This is a genomic window from Mucilaginibacter gossypii (assembly GCF_017569325.2).
In the GTDB taxonomy this organism is placed as follows: domain Bacteria; phylum Bacteroidota; class Bacteroidia; order Sphingobacteriales; family Sphingobacteriaceae; genus Mucilaginibacter; species Mucilaginibacter gossypii.
This window is the reverse complement of the sequence record NZ_CP071878.2, coordinates 5,536,452-5,561,695: the sequence shown is the minus strand read 5'-3', so window position 1 is coordinate 5,561,695 and position 25,244 is coordinate 5,536,452. Positions and strand designations below refer to the sequence as shown.

20 protein-coding genes and 2 tRNA genes are annotated in these 25,244 nt (G+C 43.1%); 11 read left to right on the top strand and 11 right to left on the bottom strand.

Translation table 11 applies throughout. The features are described from left to right. Nucleotides 1-555: 555 nt before the first annotated feature. A complete protein-coding gene (locus J3L18_RS23470) occupies nt 556-1,857 on the bottom strand; it encodes a leucine-rich repeat-containing protein kinase family protein (protein WP_129570457.1) in 1,302 nt (433 codons plus the stop codon). 201 nt (nt 1,858-2,058) lie between these two features. Here J3L18_RS23470 and J3L18_RS23465 point away from each other — a divergent pair, with 201 nt between their 5' ends. Continuing rightward, complete coding sequence (locus J3L18_RS23465; protein ID WP_223266221.1) at nt 2,059-2,832, top strand: M17 family peptidase N-terminal domain-containing protein; 774 nt, start codon at nt 2,059-2,061, stop codon at nt 2,830-2,832. Nucleotides 2,833-2,919: 87 nt separating this feature from the next. Here J3L18_RS23465 and J3L18_RS23460 read toward each other — a convergent pair. The 3 genes from J3L18_RS23460 to J3L18_RS23450 form a co-directional block, all read right to left on the bottom strand. Continuing rightward, a tRNA-Val gene (locus J3L18_RS23460) sits at nt 2,920-2,994 on the bottom strand. Between the two features lie 141 nt (nt 2,995-3,135). Next, a tRNA-Val gene (locus tag J3L18_RS23455) sits at nt 3,136-3,210 on the bottom strand. A gap of 102 nt (nt 3,211-3,312) precedes the next feature. Further along, nucleotides 3,313-3,630 carry a hypothetical protein gene (locus tag J3L18_RS23450; RefSeq protein WP_090535036.1) on the bottom strand — a complete coding sequence of 106 codons (318 nt, stop codon included), beginning with the start codon at nt 3,628-3,630 and terminating at the stop codon, nt 3,313-3,315. A 1,298-nt stretch (nt 3,631-4,928) separates the two neighbouring features. Between J3L18_RS23450 and J3L18_RS23445 the strand changes: the two genes are divergently transcribed. Both J3L18_RS23445 and J3L18_RS23440 read left to right on the top strand, forming a co-directional pair. Beyond that, nucleotides 4,929-5,621, top strand: a complete 693-nt coding sequence (locus J3L18_RS23445) for a ferritin-like domain-containing protein (protein ID WP_129569539.1) — start codon at nt 4,929-4,931, stop codon at nt 5,619-5,621. A 12-nt stretch (nt 5,622-5,633) separates the two neighbouring features. Next, nucleotides 5,634-6,479 carry a ferritin-like domain-containing protein gene (locus J3L18_RS23440; RefSeq protein WP_129569540.1) on the top strand — a complete coding sequence of 282 codons (846 nt, stop codon included), beginning with the start codon at nt 5,634-5,636 and terminating at the stop codon, nt 6,477-6,479. Nucleotides 6,480-6,552: 73 nt separating this feature from the next. On the opposite strand, the gene J3L18_RS23435 is transcribed toward J3L18_RS23440, so the two are convergent. Both J3L18_RS23435 and J3L18_RS23430 read right to left on the bottom strand, forming a co-directional pair. Then, a complete protein-coding gene (locus J3L18_RS23435; protein ID WP_091173590.1) occupies nt 6,553-6,999 on the bottom strand; it encodes a thioredoxin family protein in 447 nt (148 codons plus the stop codon). Between the two features lie 84 nt (nt 7,000-7,083). After that, on the bottom strand, nt 7,084-8,814 hold the full coding sequence (locus J3L18_RS23430; protein ID WP_208102395.1) for a DUF6600 domain-containing protein: 1,731 nt from the start codon (nt 8,812-8,814) through the stop codon (nt 7,084-7,086). A gap of 204 nt (nt 8,815-9,018) precedes the next feature. On the opposite strand from J3L18_RS23430, the gene J3L18_RS23425 reads away from it, so the two are divergent. After that, the gene (locus tag J3L18_RS23425; protein WP_129569542.1) at nt 9,019-9,981 is read left to right on the top strand and encodes an isopenicillin N synthase family dioxygenase; all 963 of its coding nucleotides are present in this window, start codon (nt 9,019-9,021) and stop codon (nt 9,979-9,981) included. A 443-nt stretch (nt 9,982-10,424) separates the two neighbouring features. On the opposite strand, the gene J3L18_RS23420 is transcribed toward J3L18_RS23425, so the two are convergent. Then, nucleotides 10,425-11,663 carry an MFS transporter gene (locus J3L18_RS23420; protein ID WP_189549224.1) on the bottom strand — a complete coding sequence of 413 codons (1,239 nt, stop codon included), beginning with the start codon at nt 11,661-11,663 and terminating at the stop codon, nt 10,425-10,427. 143 nt (nt 11,664-11,806) lie between these two features. On the opposite strand from J3L18_RS23420, the gene J3L18_RS23415 reads away from it, so the two are divergent. Then, nucleotides 11,807-12,688, top strand: coding sequence for a LysR substrate-binding domain-containing protein (locus J3L18_RS23415; RefSeq protein ID WP_129569543.1), 882 nt, complete (start codon nt 11,807-11,809; stop codon nt 12,686-12,688). Between the two features lie 46 nt (nt 12,689-12,734). Here the strand turns inward: J3L18_RS23415 and J3L18_RS23410 are convergent, their stop codons facing one another. From J3L18_RS23410 to tilS, 3 genes are read right to left on the bottom strand one after another with little or no spacing between them, the layout of a single operon-like run. Continuing rightward, entirely contained in the window at nt 12,735-13,385 is a 651-nt protein-coding gene (locus J3L18_RS23410; protein ID WP_129569544.1) for a hypothetical protein, read from the bottom strand. A 54-nt stretch (nt 13,386-13,439) separates the two neighbouring features. After that, on the bottom strand, nt 13,440-13,922 hold the full coding sequence (locus J3L18_RS23405; RefSeq protein ID WP_129569545.1) for a hypothetical protein: 483 nt from the start codon (nt 13,920-13,922) through the stop codon (nt 13,440-13,442). Next, nucleotides 13,919-15,256: a tRNA lysidine(34) synthetase TilS gene (tilS, locus tag J3L18_RS23400; protein ID WP_129569546.1), complete on the bottom strand. Its 1,338-nt coding sequence runs from the start codon at nt 15,254-15,256 to the stop codon at nt 13,919-13,921. The genes J3L18_RS23405 and tilS overlap by 4 nt, the downstream gene beginning before the upstream one ends. 51 nt (nt 15,257-15,307) lie before the next feature. Here tilS and J3L18_RS23395 point away from each other — a divergent pair, with 51 nt between their 5' ends. From J3L18_RS23395 to J3L18_RS23370, 6 genes are all read left to right on the top strand, one after another. Next, on the top strand, nt 15,308-17,884 hold the full coding sequence (locus J3L18_RS23395) for an OstA-like protein (protein WP_223266172.1): 2,577 nt from the start codon (nt 15,308-15,310) through the stop codon (nt 17,882-17,884). A 272-nt stretch (nt 17,885-18,156) separates the two neighbouring features. After that, entirely contained in the window at nt 18,157-18,402 is a 246-nt protein-coding gene (locus tag J3L18_RS23390; RefSeq protein WP_129569547.1) for a hypothetical protein, read from the top strand. Nucleotides 18,403-18,942: 540 nt separating this feature from the next. After that, nucleotides 18,943-20,028, top strand: a complete 1,086-nt coding sequence (locus tag J3L18_RS23385) for a Gfo/Idh/MocA family protein (protein WP_129569548.1) — start codon at nt 18,943-18,945, stop codon at nt 20,026-20,028. A gap of 3 nt (nt 20,029-20,031) precedes the next feature. Further along, on the top strand, nt 20,032-20,760 hold the full coding sequence (locus J3L18_RS23380) for a glucosamine-6-phosphate deaminase (RefSeq protein ID WP_129569549.1): 729 nt from the start codon (nt 20,032-20,034) through the stop codon (nt 20,758-20,760). Nucleotides 20,761-20,872: 112 nt separating this feature from the next. Continuing rightward, on the top strand, nt 20,873-22,588 hold the full coding sequence (locus J3L18_RS23375; RefSeq protein ID WP_129569550.1) for a GMC oxidoreductase: 1,716 nt from the start codon (nt 20,873-20,875) through the stop codon (nt 22,586-22,588). Nucleotides 22,589-22,613: 25 nt separating this feature from the next. Next, a complete protein-coding gene (locus tag J3L18_RS23370; protein ID WP_129569551.1) occupies nt 22,614-23,372 on the top strand; it encodes a 3-keto-disaccharide hydrolase in 759 nt (252 codons plus the stop codon). 153 nt (nt 23,373-23,525) lie between these two features. Here J3L18_RS23370 and J3L18_RS23365 read toward each other — a convergent pair whose 3' ends face one another. Continuing rightward, on the bottom strand, nt 23,526-25,229 hold the full coding sequence (locus tag J3L18_RS23365; protein ID WP_208102396.1) for a CocE/NonD family hydrolase: 1,704 nt from the start codon (nt 25,227-25,229) through the stop codon (nt 23,526-23,528). Between the last annotated feature and the right edge of the window lie 15 nt (nt 25,230-25,244).

Below are 25,244 nucleotides of genomic sequence, written 5' to 3'. Positions count from 1 at the left end.
GCAGTGCAGCATTGCTCAACCGGAACCGCCACCGTATTTAATCATAAATCGCTGATCTCACGGTTGGTTGGCTCTTGCCGATGTTGGTATTATCACCAACGTCTTTACGCCATGCTTGTGGCGTAGTTCTCCATTAAAAAGACAAATGGACAAAGATGTTTTTGACAACACCAACATCGGTGCTAAATACTTTCGACTCAGGACTTTTTTATATACTAAAATTTTAGTTGATGCGTTATGGATAAGGGTAAAAAATAAAAGCCTCCTTGCACTCGCTGCTTGGAGGCTTTAAACCTAAACCTTATCACAAATCAAGGTGGTAACCTTGTATTGAAATAGTTACAAATCTACTATAAGAATTATTAAAATCAAAAAAAAACCGGCGAATAGATTAAATGAATCGACGGATTATCAAAAACTATCGTTTTTTGTTTAAATTTTTCTAAAAAATTAAAAATATTGCGGGCAGGTAACTCGTTTTTCCAAAATAAAACAGGTCGTCAGAGAAATGAACTTCGCTGTAGCGTTCCGGATGAATACGGCAGGTTTGGCTGACTATTTTAATCCGGAAAATTTTGCGTTTAAATATTGAAATGTGGGTCTGTTTGTTAATTGTTCGCTAAGGCAGCTTTCTTTCAAAACTAATAACTTTTTAAGATCAGGATGTTCTGTATCATTGCATAGCCTTGCCAGGTCGTCTAATAAATAGCCAAAAGCCCTTACTTCAAGCCGTTCAAGTTTGTTGGCTATTGTTGTATTGGCTTTATCATAAAAGCAGGCTGCCCCGAAATCACTGAACAGTGTGTTGGCTTCATCATCAATCAAAATATTGTGTGCATACAGGTCGCTGTGCATAATCCCCTTGTAGTGCAGATGCTCCGCTACTGATGCAATGGTGCCTGCAATTTTTAGTGCCTGTTCGGGTGTCAGAGTCAGATCAGGCTTAAAAACATCACGCGTGCAGCTAACAAGGCTGGGAGGCTGGCCGAGATTGTAAAAACTCTCTGGTATGAGTTTCATCACCAGTCCTTTTTTATTTTCGGGATGATTGGCGATTTGGCCTATTAATTCTACCAATCCCTCATGGTTGCCTGCGGTAATACAGGCGTTCATCTCATCTTCGGGCAGGCCATCGCTGGTAATTGCTCCTTTGAATATTTTAACCGCAACCTCAGTGGTTTCACCGGCATGCCGCCAGGTAGCTTTGGAGATAACACCGGATGCGCCTTCGCCGAGCAATTGGTTAATTTCCAATTCGCTGCTATCAATTGCTGTAAGTGAATGTACAGTTGGTTTATAGCTGATAGGATTACCCGAAAAAGCCAGCCATGATAGTTTGGGCATAGATAAGAGCCATCCGGGAAATTCACTTAGTTGATTGGCGGAAATCCGGAGTAACTCCAGGTTACGGCAGCCAGCAAGTGTAGCCGGCAGTTTTGTTAGTCTGTTGCCTGCAAGCATTAGTTTCTGCATCCTGCTGCAACTGCCTGTTTCGGCAGGTAATTCGGTAACCTTGTTGTTGGTGAGGATGAGCCAGCGAAGATTAGGATTAAGCGATGCCGGCGGTACGGTTTTTATCTGGTTTGATTTAAAGCCAACAATATCCAACAACGGACAATCGGACAATACTTCCGGCAAAACAGTGAATTGGTTTTCTGAGCAGAAAAAGATCTTCAGTTTTTTGAGCCGGCCAAAATCTGACGGTAATGCGTCCAGTTTATTGAATGAAAGATCAAGATATTCCAGTGTATCTGCCAGTTCAAAAATTTCAACAGGAAAGTGGGAAAGATTTTCTGATAGTTTAAGCGATACTGCTCCTTTTAATTCTCCGTTTTTTAACTGTTTTAACGTTTGCATAGGCTAAAGCAAAAGAACAAAAAATGCTTAACATTTCGGTTGTGCCTCATATATGATATGGTGGAATCGCGTTTAGATTTATTTAGCTTTTAAGATGATTTTTTATTTCTTAATCTACGTCATCTTTTTGTTTTTCAATTTCCTCCACTTTTGATGTATTAGTAAGAGAGATAAATAATATCAATTTGAACATCGTCATCCATGGAACACAATATTACAATAATCAAGAAAGTAGCTATAAAATCGCATACGGGCTTGTTAAAGCTGATGTTTGCAATGGCAATCATCAGCTTAGTAGGCTTTACAAAAGGTTGGGCACAAACACAAGCGTCAACTTTACCCGCTTCCGGTACATCGGTAACAATTGGCCAAATAGACGGTATAACAATATCAACTGCCGTTCAATCACCCTCTAATCAGCAAACACCACTTCAGGTAATTTGTGTTTTTGAATACACAGAGGGCGATATTTTTAATTCGCCGCCCGCATTGCCACGTAATCTTAACGGCCTTGTACATGTAGATGAGGCCTTAAAAGGGATACTCACCGAATTGCGTAAAAGCGGCCGGTTTGAAGGCAGGGCCCTGGAAACAATGCTCATTACACCGTCAGTTGGCAGCTTGCCTGCCGGAAAGTTGCTGATCATAGGGCTTGGCGACCGAAAGTCCTTTAATCCCGAATTAATGATCAGCGTTGGCCGTGTGGAAATGCGCGAAGCTTTAAGGTTGGGGGTAAGCAGTTACTCGCATGCCAGCGATTTAAAGGATGCTGGTATTGATTCACCTACAGGCGTTGTTGCTGTCAATGTTATTAAAGGTGCTATAAGCGCCTATGAAACCGAGGCTTTTTTGAAAAGCCATTCGCTGAGTTCCGCTAAGCCTGTTACTCAAATAACGCTGCTTGCAGGGCCGGCGTTCTTTCAAACCACTGCTGATGCGGTTAAAGCTTTTGTGGTTAGTTTCAAGGGGGATTAACTCAAAGCGTATTGCGATAATAATGAGTTTGAAAGACTTTAAAGGCTGATATAAAAAAGCCTTGCGATTTGCAGGGCTTTTTTATTGTGGGAACTACTGGGTTCGAACCAGTGACCCTCTGCTTGTAAGGCAGATGCTCTGAACCAGCTGAGCTAAGCTCCCTTTGTTTTTAATTTTACCATCGTTTTGGTAAAACCGAGCGGCGAAGTTAAATCACTTTGCCGTATAATGCAAATACTTTTGTGAAGTATTTAGCGAAGATTGCAAGTATAAAAAAGCCCAACATTGCTGTCAGGCTTTTAGTGGGAGCTACTGGGTTCGAACCAGTGACCCTCTGCTTGTAAGGCAGATGCTCTGAACCAGCTGAGCTAAGCTCCCTTGCTTTTGGGACTGCAAATATAGGGCTTGATGTTTATTCTTCAAAAAATATTTTGCATTTTTTGTAATGTGTTGATTTTTAATGAGATGTATTTTAATAATTTACTTCACATCCCTGTACTGGGCACGCGGGCGGGGGTCTTCCGGAAGAATTTCCATTTCCGGAAATTCGATGTAGTGGGCATACCATTGTATGGCGCCTACCAAATCCAGCGCGTCTTCGGCAGCCACGCTAACCGTTTCAAAAGCGTAAAGCTTCTGGTCGGCGTAGCCGTAAAGCTGAATTTCGTTGTCATCTGGACTAAATTGTTCTTCATCAAGGCAGTAAACTTTTACCTTGAGGCGTGTATCCCTGGAGTGGATCACATCCCTGCAGGGGTTTTGAGGATCGGTTGCCAGTAAATATACATTATAGTCCATAATCGGTTTAACAAAGTTTATATGGGATGGTTTCCTGATTAAGCATTTATGTTAAAAATTGTTTGACTTTTTAATCGTTTCCCCTGGGTGTGGAAATAGCACCCTCGTTTGGGGAAAAAATCTACAGTTTAATATTTAAGTAATATTAAAAACCTGTTTTTAAGGCATATAGGTGCATGTTTATTAATTGGCATTTCGTTTGAATAAATGTTATTACCCTTCTCAAAGGGTTGTTTTTCATAGGTAGATGTAGGGTCGAAATACTGCGAGAGTATTTCGACCTTTTTTATTATCAAATGTTTAATGCCGGTTTCCTCTCCAAAGCAGGTTTATATAACTGGATATGTCATCCAGGCATGTGATGACAGGCAAGGTAGTTTAGCCGGTCAAGTTTTAACTTTTGGGAAAATTATACCACTATTCCCGGAAAGTATTTACACACTTTATATTCATTAGGCCTTTGAAAGTGCGTTTAGGATACTGGAAAGGCGTTTTGGTATTTGGCACCCGGTTTGAATTAAAGTTAATACCCTTACTAAAAAGGGTTGTTTTTCATAGGTAGATGTAGGGCCGGATCAACTGCGAGAGTTGTCCGGCCTTTTTTATTACGGCGTTATGTTGCCTGATGATTAAAATGTAGCCTGTCGAAATTAACCAATGGGAAATTAATTCCCGGTTTTGGGTGTCATTTCTACACATTGAGAAGTGTTTGTGTTTTAAAAAGCTGCCAATTAGGCATTTAAAGCCATTTTTAAACATTGGCATCAGGTTTGAATATAGTTTAATACCCTTCTCAAAGGGTTGTTTTTCATAGGTAGATGTAGGGCCGGAATAACTGCGAGAGTTGTCCGGCCTTTTTTATTTAGCGGAAATTTCAATCTCTCTCTATGATCTGATTGCTTTTTAATTAAGAATGGTTAATGATAGTAGCTTATAATTCCCGATTTTGGGATTGCTTTCCACACGGGGATATCTGTTAGCTTCAAAAGCTTATTTATAGAAGTTTAAAAGCGGTTTTAGGATTTGGCACCAGGTTTGGATAAGTATTAATACCCTTCTCAAAGGGTTGTTTTCATAGGTAGATGTAGGGCCGAAAAGCTGCGAGAGCGTTTCGGCCTTTTTTATTATTCCGAATTTTGGGGAGGTCTTTTTAACTGTAAATAGAGCCATAGGTTTTACCCGCAGTTAAACACTCCAATTAAGAGTAGCTTAATTATCGCAAATTGAAATCCGGCGGGTTATTACGGGCGTATATCCATCTACAAGATAACTAATTATAGCATTAAAAATCGAACTCTATGAAAACATCTGAACAGGAAAGCATAGGCGGAGCAAATATGGCCAGGAGGTCATTTTTACGCTATGCGGGGTTAGGCGTGGCATCAGCCGGACTCTTAGCTACAGCAGCTTGTCACAAAGACCACAAGGTAATTGTTGGCGGGGGCATTGATATCGGTGCCAAAGGCGATCTTGCGATCCTTAACTACGCTTACGCGCTTGAGCAACTGGAAGCCGCATTTTATATCCAGGTAATTACCACGCCATATTCGGGCATGACTGCCGATGAAAAAGCGCTTTTCACAAGTATTCGTGATCATGAGGTGCTACACCGCGAATTTTTCAAAGCTGCTTTGGGCGGTAACGCAATCCCGGCGCTTACTGTTGATTTCAGCACTATCGATTTTACCAAAAAATCTGCAGTGCTTGGTGCAGCTAAAGCATTTGAAGATACCGGTGTTAAAGCTTATGATGGTGCCGGTTACCTGATTCAGGATGCCGGTTATTTAACCATTGCGGGTAAAATTGTATCGGTTGAGGCAAGGCACGCTGCATTGATTAGCAATATGCTTGTTGCAGGGTCATTTGCTGCTGATGACCAGGTAGACAGCAACGGTTTGAATAAATCAGCTACCATTGCCGAGGTATTGCCTATCGCAAACACCTACCTCAAAACTAAAGTGAGTGCATCCAATTATAGTTACACAGCTTAATCACACATCGCCATGAATTTATTTAATATAATAGACGAGATAGAAAAATTTGATCCCGAACTGAACGACAGGCTTAATCCGCGTCGTGCAGCTATCAAAAATATAACCAGCTTCGGTTCAAAAGTGGCTATGGCCGCTGTGCCGTTTGCCATGGGTACCATGCTCAAAAAGGCGTACGGGGCTGCTGCTGCTCCAACAGTGATTGAGGTTTTAAATTATGCTTTAACACTTGAATATCTTGAGTCGTCATTTTATAATACAGGTGCTGCCTCAGTAGGTTTGATCCCTGCTGCAGGCGCCTCTTATATCAACGCAGTAAAAGAAGACGAAAACCAACACGTGGCCTTCCTGAAATCAGCTATTACAGCTTCGGGCGGTACGCCGGTTACTTCGCCCAAGTTTGATTTTACAGCAGGCGGCGGCACAGGTGAGGGGCCCTTTAAAGGTTTGTTTGGCAATTACAACTTGTTTTTGAAGGTAGCATTGGCTTTTGAAGATACAGGTGTACGTGCTTATAAAGGCCAGGCACCTAACTTGCTGGGTAACAAAGATATTTTGACCGCGGCTTTATCAATCCATGCGGTTGAAGCCCGTCACGCATCGGCTATCCGGCAGTTGCTGGGCGTTTCCCCGTGGATCACCAGTACCGCTACTTTAGGCAACGATACCGGTGTACCGCAGGTTAACGGAAATTACGATGGCGAACAAAACGTTACCCAGGGCGGCGTCAATCTCACCACATTGCCGGGTGTATCAGGCACATCTACTTCAGTAGCCGTTGCTACCGCTGCTTTTGACGAGCCATTATCTATAGACCAGGTGTTGGCTTTATTAGTAGGTACTTTTATCTACACCTAAATAAAGTTGTTAATTGAGTTAAAAAAAAGACCGGTTGCTTATAGCGCCGGTCTTTTTTATAGGTTCAATTGAACTATTTATTCAATGCCTGCCTGCCAAATTTAATGAGGTCATTTGCCCTGATATAGCCTACGGTTCCTGATACGGGTTTGCCTTTGCTGGTAAATATAATCATGGTAGGGTAGGCCTGCAGTCCCCATTCGGCAGCCAGGGCAGGGCCTTGTCCTTTTTCCATGTCGATAGCTACATTTACAAAATTATCGTTGTAAAAATCGGCTACTTTGTTGTTTTTAAATGTGGTAGCCTTGAGCATTTTGCAGGGACCACACCAAGTGGCATAAGCATCAACAAAAATATATTTGTTTTGACGGGCAGCCTGTTTTAGAGCTTCGGTCCAGGAGTTTTCAATAAAGTTGATTTGGGTTGATGACTTGCTTACGTTTTCCTGTGCCCTGACGGTGGAACTGAGTACGATAACAAGTGCGATGATAAAATAATTAATATGCAGGAATTTCTTCATTGTTAATAATAGCGATTATAAATAAAAACAGCACGTATATAATGCTTTATACGTGCTGTTTATTGTAGCGGTTATAAATTTATTTTACCGGTTTGCAGGTCGCCTTTCCTGCTGCTGGCGTTGTTGTTGTTGCTGCTGTTGCTGACGCTGTTGTTGTTGCTGGCGTTGCTGCTCCTGCTGCTGATGTTGAGCCTGCATTTGTTGCTGGCGTTGCTGTTCCTGTTGTTGACGTTGAGCCTGCATTTGTTGCTGGCGCTGTTGTTCCTGTTGCTGACGTTGGGCCTGCATTTGTTGCTGGCGCTGTTGTTCCTGCTGCTGACGTTGGGCCTGCATTTGTTGCTGGCGCTGTTGTTCCTGCTGCTGACGTTGGGCCTGCATTTGTTGCTGACGTTGCTGTTCCTGCTGCTGACGTTGAGTCTGCATTTGTTGCTGGCGCTGTTGTTCCTGTTGCTGGCGTTGGGCCTGCATTTGTTGCTGACGTTGTTGTTGCTGCTGCTGTTGACGTTGAGCCTGCTGCTGTTCCTGCTGCTGGCGCTGTTGTAGCTGCTGCTCTCTTTGAGCTTGCTGTTGCTGCTGTCTTTGCTGTACTTGTTGTTGCCTTTGGGCTTGCTGTTCCTGCTGGGACTGCGGACGGTTCTGCTGCTCGCTTTTTACCCGTTGATCTTGCTGCCTTTGCTGTAATTGTTGTTGACGCTGGGCTTGTTGTTGCTGCTGGCGTTGGGTTTGATTATTTTGTCTTTGATCAAGCTGTTGTTGCCTTTGTGCTTGTTGCTGTTGCAGGCGTTGTTGAGCCTGTTGCTGACGCTGAGCTTGATTGTCTCCTGGCCTTGCATTTGGCTGATTTGGGCGAGCTCCATTTTCCGGGTTAGGCCGGGCTGCCGGGCCTGGATGGTTAACCTGTACTATTTTGTTATCAGGTCTTTCGTTACGGGCAATTTGACGCAGACGGGCCGCATTATTGGGGTTGATAGTAGCGTTACCGCCGCGTCTGTTGGCGATGCCATCATTAGGGTTTTGCTGCCTGTAAGCCGCAGCGTTTACCACCCTTGCAGGTCGTGCATCGGGTGCTTTTCTTACTTCCGGACGGTAAATGTTTACTGTATTATTAACTATCCTGCCGCCGCCGTTTGGCCGGTTAACGTTGTTAATGTTGTAAACACGCACGTTACGGTTGTTAGTAACCTGCCTGATCTCATTTACTCTTGGGCCGGTTATATAAGTACGGTTGTTATTAACATAAGTGTTGTTAATAATTGTTGTTTGATGAATAATGTTAACTACTCGTGTTTGCGGCACATAATAATTATAGATATTCGGCCTGGTAATATATGCCTGTGGTGCGCAAACCCAGTAGTTGTCGGGCACATTGTAACTATTGCCAAAAGAGATATTGATACTTATACCTGGCTGTAAAGGCGCCCAGCCGTAATAACCGCCGCCGTGCCTCCAGCTTACCCATGCCGGGGCCCATTCATGGCCTGGAATCCATTCCCATCCATAATAATCATCATAGCGCCAACGGCCATAATGAAACGGAGCCCAGCCCCATTCATAATCGGATACCCAGGTATTGCCATAGTCGGTTACTACCCAGTGGCCCCGGGTAGCATATGGCCTGAAATTGTCACCGGCGTCCGGGATCCAAACGTTACCGTACTGCGGGTCGTTAACCCAGGTACCGTATGGATCAAGTTCGTCGTAAAACTCCTGGTCGGATACATAGCCTCCTTCCTGGGCTTTACTCATGTTTGGTGCGGCAAGCATTATTAAAAATGCTATTAAGCTAATACCGCATATTTTATTAATAAATTTCATAATAATGTATGTTTAAGATGGCCTGTCACATTGGTGTTGTTGAATGTATGACAAGCAGAAGTATAAAACGTTTAAAGCAAAAATTGTTTTAAAGAGTTAATGAGAACAGGGTCAGCGTAATTATGGGGATAAAATTTTATCACTATCTTGTATTCCTCGCTTAAAAATTAAATAATTTTGCTACCTGTTTTATAAACGATAACTATGAGCACAGTAAACATTCCACGCCTGGACCTGAATACCTATATAAACGGCAGTGCCGATGAACGCAAGCAATTTTCGAACGATATTGGCAAGGCTTTTAACGAAACAGGATTTGTTACCATTACTAATCACGGTCTTAGTAAAGAATTGATAGATAGGCTTTACAACCAGGTTAAAACGCTGTTTGCCCTGCCCGATGCAGTAAAACAGCAATATGAAATCCCGGGCTTAGCAGGCCAGCGCGGGTACACCGGTAAAGGCAAGGAAACGGCAAAAGGTTTTAAAACCCCCGACCTGAAAGAATTTTGGCAAATTGGCCAAACCGTAACTGATGACGAGGTACTGAAAGCACAGTACCCGGATAATGTAACCGTTAATGAACTGCCCGAATTTAACCCAACCACCATCGAAGTTTACAAAAAACTGGAAGCAGCTGGTAAACATTTACTCCGCGCAATTGCCGTTTACCTCGAATTGCCCGAAAACTATTTTGACGATAAAGTACATAACGGTAATTCTATACTTCGCACCCTGCATTATTTCCCTATAACCGATCCTGATTCGGTGCCTGATGATGCTGTACGTGCCGGAGCCCACGAAGATATTAACCTGATCACCCTGTTAATAGGAGCCAGCGCCGACGGTCTTGAACTGTTAACCCGCGATAATACCTGGTTCCCGGTTAAAGCTTATGGTGAAGATTTGGTAGTTAACGTTGGCGACATGCTGCAGCGCTTAACCAACAACAAGCTAAAATCAACAACACACCGCGTAGTGAACCCGCCACGCGAGTTGATGAAGTTCTCCCGTTTTTCGGTGCCGTTTTTCCTTCACCCAAAATCAGGCATGGATTTGACCAGTCTTGAATCGTGCATTGATGAACAGCATCCTAAATTATATACTGATATCACTGCCGGTGAGTATCTGGATGAACGCTTAAGGGAGATTGGTTTGAAGATGTAAAATATAAAGGAGGTCAAAAAAAAGCGTCATTGTGAATAACCACCAGGAAAACCCTGAAAAAAAAATTAAATGACGTCTCCGATTTGATATATTTAAGCTATGGTGTGTAGGCAGCGTTAGGGATAGTAGCGAAAAGCCCACAGCGTGCGGAGGCCTTGTGTGTGGGCAAGGCGAGGACTTGTAGCGGATAGCCCGGGCCGGAGGCAACGCCCACATTATAATTAAAAACAAAAATTTACCTTTAATAGTCAATGATTTACAATCACGTCATTATAAGATACAAAGCAATCGCACGGAAGCATGGTCGCCCTGTATAGCATGCGATTGCCACGTCGCGCCTAAGCTCATTCCCGTTTTGCTCCTCGCAATGACATTTTTATCATAACAAAGCCCTTCCAAAACTTGAAAGGGCTTCTTTATTTAAACAGGTAGATGAAATAGATTTACTTAACGAACATCGCTTTGCCTTCAACGGCTTCACCTGCTGCCTGTCTTCTTTTATATAATACAAACAATGCAGTGGCCAATACCCCAATAATTCCCTCGATACAAACAGCCCTGCGCGGCCCAAGTTCATTGGCCAACCAACCGGCCATCAAACTGCCCACCGGAATCATGCCCTGGTAAGCCATCACATAATAGCTGATGGCCCTTGCCCGCATAGCCGGGATAGCATGGGTTTGGATATAGGTGTTGATGGCCGATGTTTGCGCCATCATACCAACGCCAGTAAATACCATAAATATTAAAGCAAAAGGTAGTTTGCCTGCATAGGCCACCATCAGCACGCTTGTACCAAAAATAAGACTTGCTATCGACATGATCTTTACAAGGTTTTTATTACTCTTCAGGTTAGCCAGATATACAGCACTAATTACCGACCCTAAACCAGCTGCGCTCTCAAACCAGCTGAAGGTTTTTGCATCGCCATTAAAAAGATCTTTGGCGAATATCGGCATTAGAGTGTTAAATGGTATCACAAACAGGCTGCTTGCGGTAAGCATCAGGATCATACTGCTCAGGTCGCTGTCGCCGGATACGTATCTGAAACCTTCCTGTAATTCTGTCCAGATGCTTTTTTCTGAACGGACAGGCACTATGGTGTTTAGCTTCATCATAAATAAACAGGTGAGCACAGGGATATAGCTCAAAAAGTTGCCGAAGAAACAAACATCCTCACCAAAAGCACTTAATACGATACCTGCAATTGCCGGGCCTGCAATACGCGCCAGGTTGGTCATGGTTGAGTTTAAAGCGATGGCATTAGGCAAATCAGCCTTGTCATCAACCATATCCACCATTAATGATTGGCGGCAGGTTACATCGAAGGCATTTACAATACCCTGCAACAGGCTGAGGCCAATAATAGCGGGAATATTATAGATTTTTAAAAAGATCATGAACGCAAAAGCACCGGCTTGAAGCATGGATACTACCTGGGTAATAACTAAAATGCGGTAACGGTTATGCCTGTCAACAATACTGCCTGCATAGGGTGCCAATATTAATGACGGGATCAGGCTCACAAAACTCACAATCCCTAATAAAAGAGCCGAACCGGTGAGGCGGTAAACAAGCCAGCTCACTGCTGTTTTTTGCATCCATGTGCCAATGAGGGATATTGACTGACCGTAAAAAAACAGCTTAAAATTACGGTACTTTAAAGAGCGAAACACATTCATTTGTTCAATTCATAACAAAAGCAAATTCAGGGGAGTACTTAATGCAAGACTATTGAATTGTTTTATGCTGCAAATATCGCCCATATCAATACATTTGTAAAATAGATTGTTTTAATAGGATTGATAGATAAAAACGATTGATTGTGGAATTACGTCAACTGCAATACTTTGTTAAGGCTGCCGAAACCATGAACTTTACCGAGGCTGCTGCTGCGGTATTCATTACACAAAGCACGCTATCGCAACAAATAAAGCAGCTTGAAGAGGAGCTGGGCTTGCTTTTGTTCGACAGGATAGGCAAGCATGTACGGATCACTGAGGCTGGTCATATATTTTTAACTCATGCCCGCAAGATCCTTAACGATGTGCAGCGGAGCAAGCAGGCCATAAGTGAATTGCAAAATGCTACCATCGGCGAGCTCAACATCGGCGTTTCATATGCATTTACTTCTTTATTGTTGCCCGCATTGGCTCCGTTCAGTACCAAATACCCCGGCATCAAAATCTTTATTACCTATGGCAGCCCGGAAGAATTGGAAAAAAAACTACGACTGGCCGAGCTGGATATGATCCTCGCTTTCCACAATGAAAGTGATGACGAAGACCTGGAAATGCAGGAATTGTTTAGCTCGAGCGTGGTAATGGTGGTTTCAAAAAATAATCCGCTGGCCCAACTCAAGAAAATAAACCCGGAAGAGCTTGCCAAACTCGATCTCATCTTGCCGGGAAAAGGCTTCAGCTCGCGCGATTTTATTAATGATTTGTTTAACCGTAAAAAGATAGTGCCCAATATTAAAATTGAACTCAATGATGTGCATTCATTACTGGCCCTGGTTGAGAACGGCCATTGGGCAACCATCCTGAATGAAAAAGCTATAATAGGCTGGAATAAAGTAACCGCCATCCCTATCGAGTCAAAAGATATCAAACGGCAATCATATATCCTTTGGCAAAAAGGTGTTTACCGTAAACGCGCGGCTATTTTATTTATTGAGGAATTGATGAAGGTGATGGAGAGTGAATAAAGTAAAATCTCACAGATTTATTAAGATAAATGTCTGGCTCGTATTTTTAATCCAAAAAATCGCAAGTCAATTTCTTTGGCGACAGTCCATTTTTAGAATTGCGCCATAATCGCCAATGATGACGGGATAATTTAACAGGTAAATTCGCATGTAATAATTTAATATAATTGATAGCCTGATCATCAAACTCTTTGAATGGCAAAGTAAACCAAAGCGATATTGATGAAGTTTTCCCATGTCTCCAATAGATTTGTGAATTTTTTAATCTTACGTCTATAACTGGGATCGAATCCTGCCCCGGTAATACTTCTTTTGAGTTGGGATCGGTAAAATAAAAGCACCATAAAGCCGAAAATGTAATATTCTGGTATTGCTGCTGAAGTTTCATGGCCTTGTTGATACTGCCGGTTCTTAAAGGCCAATGCCATTTTAATTGCTTGGTGCTAAAATATTCACTTATTGAGAGCTTTGGTAGGCCACAAGCTAAGATCAGTTTCCAGATAGTTTTAAATTTAGAAGCATCACTGTTTATGGTACTGTTAAATTCAATAATAAGACGATGAGGTTTATTGGTGCTGGTTAATATGGAAGTAAACTTGGATAGCGAATCGTAAATTTCATCTGCAGAACGGCCATTAATTCTGTGTGCTCCCCATGAACTTATCGGAAGGCCTTCGTATGAGATGAAATTTTCCATCTGATCTACTGTAAAAAAATGATTGTATTTATATAACTATGGGAGAGGTATTACTTACTTCTTCATCTCTTCCCGTATCGCCCTCAAAAACTCATTAGGGTGTTTGGAGCCGATTATATAAAGCAGTCCGTCACGATCAGTAAGGTGGATGGCTTCATTGCCTGAGGTAAAAAAACGGATGGTACCTTTGGTATGCAGGTTATAAACAGGGTTGTTGAAAAGATAGCGGCTATAGGTACCTTTTTCAGCCTTGACAATGCTGTTCAAATCTATTTTTACCAGTTTGGTTGTCCACAAGCCGTCAAGCATGACGCTTTTGTTTTCCACACGGGTGCGAAAATGCAGGAGGAACCCCAGGATAATGGAAATAATGATGATGGCAAAACCTACAACAACCAGTAAATCGCCGTTGCGTTCGCGTTCGTCGGTGAAAAAGTAGGCTGCAAAACAGAACATGGCTAAAACCAGGCGTATGGTTAGCGGTATAAATTCCCGGCCAAGGTATTGTTTTTCGGTAAAAACGGATTTATCGCTCATGTTAGTTTAAACAGTTCGAAGATAGTAACTTTTTTAGTGTTATCACTCACTTTATACCTTTCGTCGGGGCGATAGCCGCCAATCCACATAATTTCGCCATTGCCGTTTACCAGGATTGGGATTTCTTCCTTTTGGTGCAGCGGCACTTTTTGATTAATAAAAAAGTCGCTCAGCTTTTTTTTGCCCTTCATCCCCAAAGGGAAAAAATGATCGCCCTTGTGCCAGGTACGCATTTTTAACGGATAAACTAACTTATCAGCATCAATGGATACTGCCAACGGATTATCTTTTATAATCAGCGGACTATCATCATGCAGCAGGTTAAGTTTATAAACGCCAAAATTTGCTTCATGGTCTGTGGCATTGATATTAACTTCGGACAGGTGGGTCGCAGTTTTTTGTTTGAGAATGATGTTTTCCCTGTCGAGCAATAAGGTATGTGTTCCGGACTCAAATACCCGGCCCGGATGTTTATCAAGTGAGGCAATAAGATCGTCGATGGTAGTTTCATTAAAACCGTATTCATCCAGCAGTTTAAAAAGAAGCAGCCGTTTGGGGTTTAGTTTTTTTACTTTGGTAATGGGCAGATATTTGAGGTCATTATGTATCTGAGGCAACGTTTGCCTTAATTCATCAAGCTTAAGTTCAAGCAATAGTTCCAGGTCACGGAAATGGAACAGGTTGTTTTCAAATGTTTTTTCCAGCGATGGGTTCAGTTCCTTCAGCTTAGGTACTACTTCAAGCCGGATCTTATTACGGGCATATTTTGCTGATGCGTTAGAGCTGTCCTCCACAAAAGTTAAACCTTCGGCTGTAACAATGGTCTGTATTTCTGTACGGCTGAGGAATAGCAACGGGCGCACCAACTTGCCGTTTTTGGGCAAAATGCCATGCAGGCCTGCAATTCCGGTGCCACGTGTAAGGTTTAACAATATTGTTTCGATAGTATCGTTTTGGTGGTGAGCAAGCGCAACAACCTCATAACCTGATTGCTGGCTGATGATATCAAACCACCGATAACGCAAATCGCGGGCTGCCATTTGTATGGATACCCTGTTGTCTGCGGCGTATTGCTCCGTATCAAAATTAACAGTATGAAAAGGTACACCAAGAGCTGTGGCGAGATCACGGCAAAAGGCCTGATCGCGCAGGGCTTCATTACCACGCAGTTGAAAGTTACAATGGGCAATACCAAAATCATAACCCGCGGCTTTAAGCAGGTGTACCATTAAAACCGAATCGATGCCGCCGCTTACAGCTGCCAGTATTTTGGCAGCAGGCGTAAATAAGCTGTTTTGCTCAATAAAATTAACAAACTGATTAACTGGCAGCATTCATCAAAATTATTAATTTAATAACCCCAACAAAAAACTAATTTTGCCATTGTGAGGAAATACGTTTTATGCTTTTTGTTTTTGGCGATGGCAACTACAGCCATGGCTCAAAAAAAATCAATTGTAAACCTGATACAATCTGAACGAAGCACCGGCGGAAAAACGGCTAGCGGCAAACAGCTGATTAAGGTATATAAAGGTGTGTTTAAGCAGGATTACTCTATCCTCCGGTCGGATAGTGCTTACTTTTATCCCAGCGATAATGCTTTTGACGCCTTTGGTAACGTAAACATAAACCAGGGCGATACGCTGAACATATTTTCAGATAAGTTGAACTATAATGGCAACACCAAAACAGCCATCCTTACCGATAACGTTAAAATGGTTGACCGTGATGCCACGCTAACCACCAATTACCTTACCTACAACACCGCCAGTCGTATAGGTACATATACCGGCGGCGGAAAACTGGTGAATAAGGATAATGTGCTTACCAGTAAAAATGGCTATTATTTTGCTTTTAGCCGCGACTCTTATTTTCGGTACGATGTAGTGCTTACCACACCCGATGCTTTGATAAAAAACGACACGCTCAAATATAACACGGGTACGCGTATTGCCTATTTTTTCGGGCCAACCAATATTTACGGTACTAAGGACAAGGATACCCTGTATACCGAGAACGGTTTGTATAACACCGTTACCGAGCAGGCTTATTTTGGTAAAAAAAATTCATACAGGCAAGGAACCAAATCATTAAAAGGGGACAGCCTTTTTTACGATAAGCTAAAAGGATATGGCCGCGCGGTAAAGAACATCACCTTTGAAGACAAGGAACAAAAGGTAACCATTAAAGGCGATTTGGGTACTTATTACAGGGCCGAAGAAAAAACCGTTGTTACCGAAAACGCTTATGTGGTACTGATCTCCGAGCAAAAGGACACCAGTAAAACCGATACCACAGCTAAGCAATTACCCGCCGCAAATAAGAATGCCAAAGCGGCGGCCAAAAAAGTAACTGATCTTACTAAAATTGCAAATGCTATAAAGCCTGATAGCAGCCATAGGGCCCCGGCCAATACCATGCCCATTAAGCAGCCATTTGCCATAGGCAAAAAGGATAGTGCCAATGTTGATATGGCGGCTACGCTGGTACAGAGTGCTTTAAAAAATAATAAAGATGCCAATGCCGATGCTTTGATAAAAGCTACAACGCAGGCTAAAAAAGGGAACGAAAAGCTGATCGATTCGGCACTGAAGGCGGCGGCTCCTGTATTAAAAAACAATAAGGATAAAGCGAATATAAAAAACATAGGCAGCCTGGCTGGGGTGGCCGATGCTATTAAGCCTGGAGTTGCTAAAGTAGCAGGAAAGCTTGTCCCAGTAAAAACAACTGTAGCGCCAAAAGATACCAGCCACGTCAAACGCGATTCGATATACATGACTGCCGATACCATTGAAACGCAGATCATGACCTATAAAAACCAGAAAATTTACCAGGAACGCCAGCGGACCTTACGTGATACTACACTAAAACAGCGTAAACTGGCAGCGGATAAAAAATCGTCAAAGTTCCTCACTGCTTATTATATAAGGGTGCCTAAAGATACAAGTTATTTTCATCGCGATTTTTTTGGAAAGCCTAAACCGGTAAATGATTCATTACAACGGAAAAAGGACGCACTCGCTGCCGCTAAAAAAGCAAAACAGGATAGTATATACCGTGAACAAATGCAGCGGGACCCGGTTTTTAAACAATACCCGGTTAATTTGAAAGATACGGCACGCGTACGGATGCTTATTGGCCATCACCACGTTAAAATCTTTAAATCAGATCTGCAGGCTAAATCCGATTCGGTATTTTATAGCAACAGCGATTCTACCATGCGCATGTATGTAAACCCGATTATCTGGACACAGGGTTCGCAATTGAGCGGGGATACCGTATATATGCAAATGCGCCATAAAAAGCTGGATAATATTGAACTTTTCCCCTCGGCATTTATCGTAAATATTGAAAAGGATGACTCAACGCATTTTAACCAGGTATCGGGTAAGAAAATGCGGGGGTATTTTAAAGACGATAAGCTTGACCAGATGTATACGTTTGGCAATGCCGAAACCATTTATTTTCAGCGCGACAGCGGCAAGGTTTCGGGTATGCAGCGGTCATTAAGCAGCCGGATCCGTACCGTTTTTAAAAAGAACCAGGCTACGGATATTTACTTTTTAACCAAGCCCGAAAACCGTTATATCCCTATCGAAAAAGTTAAAGAGGATGATAAGATATTGAAAGGCTTTTTGTGGAAACCTAAAGAGCGTCCGGCATCAAAAGAAGACATTATTAAAAAGCGTAGTAAAAAAGCACCGACAACTAAATCTCCAGGGAAAAATGCTCCTGCTAAACCAGGAACTGCTAAGCCGGGGGTAAGCCTCAAAACGGATAGCCTGAAGAGCCCCGGAATAAAAAACATCCCGGATAGTACCCTAAAAGTTGATACTGGGAAGAATAATGCGATAAAATTTAAAAAGGATACGATAATCAGAAATTTTGCGCCAAAACTACCCGGAAATGGGCAGAAAAAGGATAGTATTGTTAACAAAACGCCATCTGTTAAGAAAAACTGACCCAAAATGAAAAAAAAGTAACATTTTTTATCAAAAAAATTAGTCTACTAATTCTATAGTGCTTATATTTGACTAATTGTTATTATCGTTCTAACCAATTAGTTCTTTATGATAAATAATGAGGTCAGTCAACTTAAATTTAAAAAAGAGACAGCCGGCGGGCTATCTCTTTTTTTTCTGCCTCATTTTAAAACATGTTTAAACAGCTGTTTTATTTGTCAATAAAGTAAACATCATCAATCGTGGTATGTTATCTCAATAAACAAACTGCCATGATCGATCAAAAAGACACCACTCCGGCCGCGAAAGACGGGAAATATGAGTTCCTGATAAACTACTCAGAACGTGAGCTTACCTGCCATGTTGAAAAAGAGCAAAATAAGCTGCATGTTTTTATTGATAACAACATCAATGCCGAGCTGGAACTGCAGCCCGACGGCAGCCTTACACAGGCCAGCGGCAATGCCCTGCCCGAATCAACCATTGAGTTTATAAAAAAGCATATCATGGAAGGGTAGGAGATAAAACTGTTGCTTTAAACTTGGGGATGGTATTTATAAAGGCTCTCGTTAAATTCCCGTAACATATTTGAAACCGCTTCTGTCAGCAGGTAAGCTTCGGACGAAAGCGGGTAGAACAATGGTGGCCAAGAGCGCAGGAAAGGGCATAGCAAGTTTTTGCAGGAGCGGGAGCCGGTGAAGTCAGGGCAAAATAATTGCAGCCCGTGGTTCTGCCCGGTTTGCAGGGCAAGGCCTTGCGCACATAGAAGCCTATCTGCTGACTTGATTTATTCGCGAAGTATTTTGTTTTATAGGTGCTCATGAGCTCACTCGGCTCGGTTTTGGTTCTTTTTATCAAGAAAAAGAACAAAGCCAATCCGCGGCGATTGAGCGGGCCAATGTAACTTGGATACCGCAGCAGCCCTTACATGCCCCCAACAAGCATCTTCCAAAAATTTTCAATTTCTAAATATTATTCGTTAATCTTGAACGGTATTCTTAACCAGGTAAATCCTGTGCGCTGTTCCAATTATCGGCGCTTTATTATATATACATTTTATGAACAAAACTAAAGTAGCCATACTGGGTGCCGGTTTTATCACCGATATTCACATGGAATCATACCATCGTTTCATTCCCGAAGCTGATGTTGTGGCCTGCTATGCCCGCAAGCCCGAAAAAGCCAAAGCCTTTGCCGAAAAATATCACATAGCCCAATGGTTTGATGATATTGATAAACTCATCGCCGAATCGGGCTGCGAAGTGGTGGATATCTGCTTGCCAAATTATCTGCATGCCGAAGCCACCATCAAAGCCGCGGAAGCAGGCAAGCATGTAATTATTGAAAAACCACTTGCTGTTACGCTTGAAGAGGCCGACGAAATGATTGCCGCATGCAAGGCCAACAATGTAAAACTGATGTATGCCGAAGAGCTGTGCTTTGCACCCAAATATGAGCGGGCAAGGCATTTGGTAAAAGAGGGCGCCGTTGGCGAGATCTATATGCTGAAGCAGGGCGAAAAACATTCCGGTCCGCATTCGGATTGGTTTTATGATATCAATTTTTCGGGCGGTGGGGTGATCATGGATATGGGTTGCCATGCATTAGGTTGGTTTAGGTGGATGCTGGACAATGTCAAGCCTAAAAGCGTTTATGCCAGTATGAGCACGGTACTGCATAAAGGCCGTACCAGGGGCGAGGATAATTCGGTAATTATTGTGGAGTTTGAGAACGGTGTAACAGCCGTTGCCGAAAATAGCTGGGCCAAACATGGTGGCATGGATGACAGGTGTGAGATTCACGGTCTTGGCGGTGTTATATACGCCGATTTATTTATGGGTAACGCGGCAGTAACTTACAGCAGGGACGGATACGGTTATGCCATGGAAAAATCAGATACCACACAGGGCTGGAGTTTCACCATTTTTGAAGAGGCTTTTAACCAGGGTTATCCGCATGAGCTCAAACATTTTATTGATTGTGTACAGAACAACAAAACCCCGCTTGTAACCGGGGAAGACGGCAGAGCTGTGCTCGAACTTATCTACGCAGCTTATGCCTCGGCAGGTGCCGGCAAAAAAATTGAGCTGCCATTTTCTGCAAAGATTGATAAACCTGTAAATCTTTGGCTCGATAATAAATAACAAATGAAACTACATACATATCCTGATTATAATACCATGTCGAAAGCAGTGGCCGACCTGGTAGTTACCCTGGTTAACCAAAAGCCGGACGCGTTGATCTGCTTCCCTTCCGGTGATTCGCCAACCGGTATGTTCAGTTACCTGGTTCAGTATGCAAATAACGGACGGGTCGATTTTAGCCAAACCAACTTTGTGGGACTGGATGAATGGGTTGGCCTCGACCGTACTAATGATGGCAGCTGCACTTATTTCCTCGAAAAGCACTTTTTTACGCCGCTTAATATTTCGCCCGGAAAAGTAAAGTTCTTTAACGCTGTTGCTGATGACCTGGATGCCGAATGCCAGGCCATGAATAAACATATTGATAAACTTGGCGGATTGGATATGATGGTGGTTGGAGTAGGGCTTAATGGTCACATCGGCCTTAATGAACCCGGCTCCGATTTTCATTCTTACTCGCATCATTCGCCTTTAGCACCTATTACTATAGAGGTTGCACAAAAATACTTTACTACCGATACTGTTTTAACCGAAGGTATTACCCTTGGCTTAAGGCACCTGGCCGAAGCCTCCGTACCGGTGCTGATAGCCAGCGGAAGTAAAAAAGCACCAATTATTGCTGAGGCATTGCAAGGATGTGTTACCAACGATGTACCGGCATCGATATTTAAAACGCTGCAAAATGCGCAGATATTTATGGATGATGCCGCGGCCGCACAACTGGAGGCTTAAAGCTAAAGACTGAAGGCAAAAATTTAAAGCTTTCAGCTTTCGGCCTTCTGCTTTCAGCTTTATAAAACCTATTGACAATTAAACAGTTTATTAATCATAACCAATTGTAACTATGCCTCAAGAACCCCAAAATGCTAAAGATCAGTTTACCTATGATGCTATAGTGATAGGCTCGGGTATTAGCGGAGGATGGGCAGCGAAGGAGCTTTGCGAACAGGGCTTAAAAACCTTGGTACTTGAACGGGGCCGGGATGTGCAGCATATCAAGGATTATCCAACAGCAACGATGGATCCCTGGGAGTTTAAACATCGTGGCGAAATGACGAAGGATTTCCTGAAAGAAAATCCCCTAATCAGTCGCGCGGCAGGTTATGGCGAAGATGATGCTCATTTCTTCGTAAAAGATAAAGATCATCCCTACATACAGGAAAAACCGTTCGACTGGATCCGAGGTTACCAGGTTGGTGGTAAGTCGCTTACGTGGGGGCGGGCTTGCCAGCGATGGAGCAAGTTTGAGTTTGAAAACCCAGCCCGTTTTGGTTACGGCATTGAATGGCCTATTAGTTACGATGATGTAGCGCCATGGTACTCACATGTAGAAAAATTCATAGGCGTTTGCGGTAATAAAGACGGCATTGAAGCCATGCCCGATGGCGAGTTTTTGCCTCCTTTTGATATGAACGCAGTGCAGGAACATATCAGCAAAAAGATAAAAGAAAACTATCCCGACAGGCACCTGGTACATGCCCGCTGGGCGCATATTACTGAGCCGAAGCAGATCCACATAGATCAGGGGCGCGTTAAATGTATGGCACGGAACCTGTGTATGCGCGGCTGCCCCTTCGGTGGTTATTTTAGTTCGGTAAGTTCAACGCTGCCCTGGGCCAAAAAAACGGGTAACCTCACTATACGTCCCTTTTCGGTAGTGCATTCAATTATTTATGACGAAAAGCTTGGCAAAGCTACTGGGGTAGAAGTTATTGATACCAACACTAAACAGGAGTTTGTGTATAAAGCCCGCATCATTTTTATGAATGCATCGGCACTGAATACTAACCTTATCCTGCTCAACTCAAAATCAGAAAGGTTCCCGAACGGGCTGGGTAATGACAACGGCCTGCTGGGTAAATACATCGCTTTTCAAAATTACCGGGCATCGGTAACAGCAGATATGGATGGCTTTTTAAACCGCTATTACTTCGGCCGAAACCCAACCGAGCTAATCCTCGCCAACTATCGTAACCTCCATAAACAGGAAACCGATTACAAAGGTGGCTTCACCACGTTTATGGGGGCGTACCGTAACCGGGGACCAAAAGAAACTGCCGAAGGCGAGGTAGGAGGAGCTTACAAAGATTCGCTTACAGAACCGGGCGGATGGAGCGCTTACATGTACCTGCAGGGCGAAACCATACCCAAGGCCAGTAATCATGTGCGCTTAAGTCCGGATAAAAAAGACCAATGGGGCATTCCGCTGCTGATCACTTCGGTTGAATATGATGACAATGATGAGCGCATGATCCAGGACTTTTTAACCCAGACTGCTGCCATGTTTGAAAAAGCCGGCTGTACCAATATTCAAAAGCACGAAAACAAACAGGCGCCGGGCCTCGATATCCATGAAATGGGAGGGGTGCGCATGGGGAAAGATCCAAAGACATCGCTGCTTAACCAATGGAACCAACTCCACTTGTGCAAAAACGTGTTTGTGACCGATGGCGCTTGTATGGCGACTACCGGAAACCAAAGTCCTTCAATTTTGTATATGGCTTTAACGGCCCGTGCTGCTACTTATGCGGTGGGCGAATTTAAAAAGGGAAATCTTTAAAACTTACTAATTAAACATAACACCAATGAACAAGGTATTTTTAATATCATTAACAGCCATCGCCATAAGCGGCTGCCATTCATCCACCCCAAAAAACTATAATAATGACAGCACCGTTGTTGCCGATACCAACAAAAAAACGGCGGTCACAACTACTGGATTTGAGCCACTATTTGATGGTAAAACTACCGACGGCTGGCATGCATACGGTAAACCGGCACCGGGTTTGGCCTGGAAAGCAGAAGATGGCGTACTGCATCTTGACGCATCGCAAAAAGGCGCCTGGCAAAGCAAAAACGGCGGCGACATGGTTAGCAATGGTGAATATGAAAATTTTGACCTGAAGCTTGAATGGAAAATTTCCAAAGGCGGCAACAGCGGGATCCTGTTTCATGTTAAGGAAGATACTACCAAATATAAGTACAGCTATTTTACCGGCCCCGAATGCCAGGTTGTTGATAACAAGGAGAACGAAGACGGTAAACTCGTCAAACACCGTGCAGGAGATCTGTATGACCTGATCTCGATATCAAAAGAGGTTGTTAAGCCTGCCGGCGAATGGAATAAGGTGGAGATTGTTTGCAACAACAGCAAGCTTGATTTCACCATTAACGGCGAACATGTACTGTCAACCACCCTGTGGGACGATAACTGGAAAAAACTGGTAGCAGGCAGCAAATTCAAGGAATGGCCGGACTTCGGTACGTTTAAAACCGGCCACATCGTGCTGCAGGATCATGGTGCGGATGTGTGGTACAGGAATATTGAGATTAAGAAGTTATAAGGCTTGTTCATAACGAATCGTCATTGTTGTGAGGTAGAAAATTTGACGTGTGAAGACTTACGAAGTTTCAAAAACTTCGTAAGTCTGGATTCTACACCGTGACGATATATTTTATCTTCCTGTCCCTTGTTTCCTGGCGTCTTGCGTCTTTCCTCACCTGAGCACCGGAATATTAATATAACTATCATTAAACCATTTTATTTGCAGCGGCACTTTAGCATCACTGATAGTTTCATCGCTTACATTTTTGCCCGTTCCATAGTTGATCTGCTCAAAAGGGCTTTTGTTGATATTGAGCAGGATCACAATACGGCTGCTTCTGCTAAATTGCTTGCTGGTGATATAGCTGTTAGTAAAGGGAATGTTTTCCATTTGTCCCGGTTTTAATAAATGTCTTTCCTCCGGGTTGCCGGCATAACTCGCCCTCCCCATAAAGTAGGTGAGGTAAAAGTATTTCCCGTCGGGCATTTCTTCAAACATCACCACGTGGTAGTCCATATCTTTTTTATTGATGATGGTTTTTAAAACGCCCGAAAAAGCTCCGCTTATAGTTAAAGGCTTTTCGAGCGGATCACTTTTAAAAACAAGGCTGCTGCCGGTATTCAGCGTGTCGTAAATAAGCTGATTTAAAAAATAATAACTGCTGATACTATCCCGGTTGGCAAAATCTACACGTTGTGAGGTGAAGTGCTTCTTCAATGGCTTAACAGGGTTTAACCGGGAGTTATCCAGGTAAAATTTCAGGGTATCGTTACTCATTTGCTTTAATGAAGGCACATGTTTCCACTCGTTGCTGCCCATAACTTCAAAGTTGAATTTATCCTTCAGAAAAGCAGGTTTGGGTTTGTATTTGAAGATATAATCAAACCATTGATAAATAATTTCGTGGATATTGATCCGCGCTGCATCATCAATGCGGTAACCGTTAAAAACCGAATCAGGATGCCCCTGTGAGCCGAAATGTCCGTATGGCCCGATAATTACATAATGATTAGGATTGGCATTATATTTCAGATGTTCGCGATAGTAATACATGCCGCCAATTTGCCCGCCATCGTAATAGCCGGTGGTTGTTAACACGGGTATATTGATATCTGCAAAGTCTTTTTTATAAGGGATCATGTTCTGCCAGTATTGATCATAGGTTGGGTGTGCTACCCAATGCCTGAACATGTTGTTGGCCCCTCTGCCGGTTAGGCTGTCGAGCGTGTGATATGCTAACCCTGCGTTATACCACTTCCAGTACAACTGGTTCCATTGCGGACTGTTGTAATCTTTTTCATCCAGGAATTTATTGTTGCTGGTGTAATAAGTCCACGGAAAAACGAAGCTCATTTGCACGTTATTGGTCATGGGTACATCAAGCCCTGGTGCTACCGCGGCCGATGGTGCAATGGTTTTAAGCGCCGGGTGAAGCTTTTTGGCAGCTGCCCATTGGGTAAAGCCGTTATAACTTCCACCGTACATGCCAACCCGGCCATCGCTCCAGGGTTGTTTGCTGATCCAGTCAATCACATCGTATGCATCGCGGCCATCGGTTTCATAAGCCAGCGGCTCACCGGGACTGCTCCATTTGCCGCGGGTATAGGCAAATACACCAACATAACCTCTGTCTGCAGCTTCCTGAATTTTTAACGAATCTGTTCGTCGGGCATAAATGGTAAACTGGAAAATAGCTGGCAGCTTTTTGGTTACGCCTTTTTTGCGGGCCACCATCACGGTAACAAATGCGCCGTCACGTGTTTTTAGCAATACGCTATCCTGAAGGTAAGATCCCGTAGCTTTTTTGCTTTGTGCCGATGCCATGCTGCCAAAAACAAAGCATAGCAATAGCAGGGAGAATAATTTTCTCATCATTTTTTATTGTTTATA

What these genes read in the sequence shown, in the direction of transcription:
- J3L18_RS23445 (WP_129569539.1), top strand. Translation starts at nt 4,929, where the DNA reads ATGAAAACATCTGAACAGGAAAGCATAGGCGGAGCAAATATGGCCAGG.
- J3L18_RS23440 (WP_129569540.1), top strand. Translation starts at nt 5,634, where the DNA reads ATGAATTTATTTAATATAATAGACGAGATAGAAAAATTTGATCCCGAA.
- J3L18_RS23390 (WP_129569547.1), top strand. Translation starts at nt 18,157, where the DNA reads ATGATCGATCAAAAAGACACCACTCCGGCCGCGAAAGACGGGAAATAT.
- J3L18_RS23405 (WP_129569545.1), bottom strand. Translation starts at nt 13,922, where the DNA reads ATGAGCGATAAATCCGTTTTTACCGAAAAACAATACCTTGGCCGGGAA.
- J3L18_RS23465 (WP_223266221.1), top strand. Translation starts at nt 2,059, where the DNA reads ATGGAACACAATATTACAATAATCAAGAAAGTAGCTATAAAATCGCAT.
- J3L18_RS23365 (WP_208102396.1), bottom strand. Translation starts at nt 25,229, where the DNA reads ATGATGAGAAAATTATTCTCCCTGCTATTGCTATGCTTTGTTTTTGGC.
- J3L18_RS23385 (WP_129569548.1), top strand. Translation starts at nt 18,943, where the DNA reads ATGAACAAAACTAAAGTAGCCATACTGGGTGCCGGTTTTATCACCGAT.
- J3L18_RS23375 (WP_129569550.1), top strand. Translation starts at nt 20,873, where the DNA reads ATGCCTCAAGAACCCCAAAATGCTAAAGATCAGTTTACCTATGATGCT.
- tilS (WP_129569546.1), bottom strand. Translation starts at nt 15,256, where the DNA reads ATGCTGCCAGTTAATCAGTTTGTTAATTTTATTGAGCAAAACAGCTTA.
- J3L18_RS23420 (WP_189549224.1), bottom strand. Translation starts at nt 11,663, where the DNA reads ATGAATGTGTTTCGCTCTTTAAAGTACCGTAATTTTAAGCTGTTTTTT.
- J3L18_RS23470 (WP_129570457.1), bottom strand. Translation starts at nt 1,857, where the DNA reads ATGCAAACGTTAAAACAGTTAAAAAACGGAGAATTAAAAGGAGCAGTA.
- J3L18_RS23370 (WP_129569551.1), top strand. Translation starts at nt 22,614, where the DNA reads ATGAACAAGGTATTTTTAATATCATTAACAGCCATCGCCATAAGCGGC.
- J3L18_RS23380 (WP_129569549.1), top strand. Translation starts at nt 20,032, where the DNA reads ATGAAACTACATACATATCCTGATTATAATACCATGTCGAAAGCAGTG.
- J3L18_RS23450 (WP_090535036.1), bottom strand. Translation starts at nt 3,630, where the DNA reads ATGGACTATAATGTATATTTACTGGCAACCGATCCTCAAAACCCCTGC.
- J3L18_RS23430 (WP_208102395.1), bottom strand. Translation starts at nt 8,814, where the DNA reads ATGAAATTTATTAATAAAATATGCGGTATTAGCTTAATAGCATTTTTA.
- J3L18_RS23435 (WP_091173590.1), bottom strand. Translation starts at nt 6,999, where the DNA reads ATGAAGAAATTCCTGCATATTAATTATTTTATCATCGCACTTGTTATC.
- J3L18_RS23410 (WP_129569544.1), bottom strand. Translation starts at nt 13,385, where the DNA reads ATGGAAAATTTCATCTCATACGAAGGCCTTCCGATAAGTTCATGGGGA.
- J3L18_RS23425 (WP_129569542.1), top strand. Translation starts at nt 9,019, where the DNA reads ATGAGCACAGTAAACATTCCACGCCTGGACCTGAATACCTATATAAAC.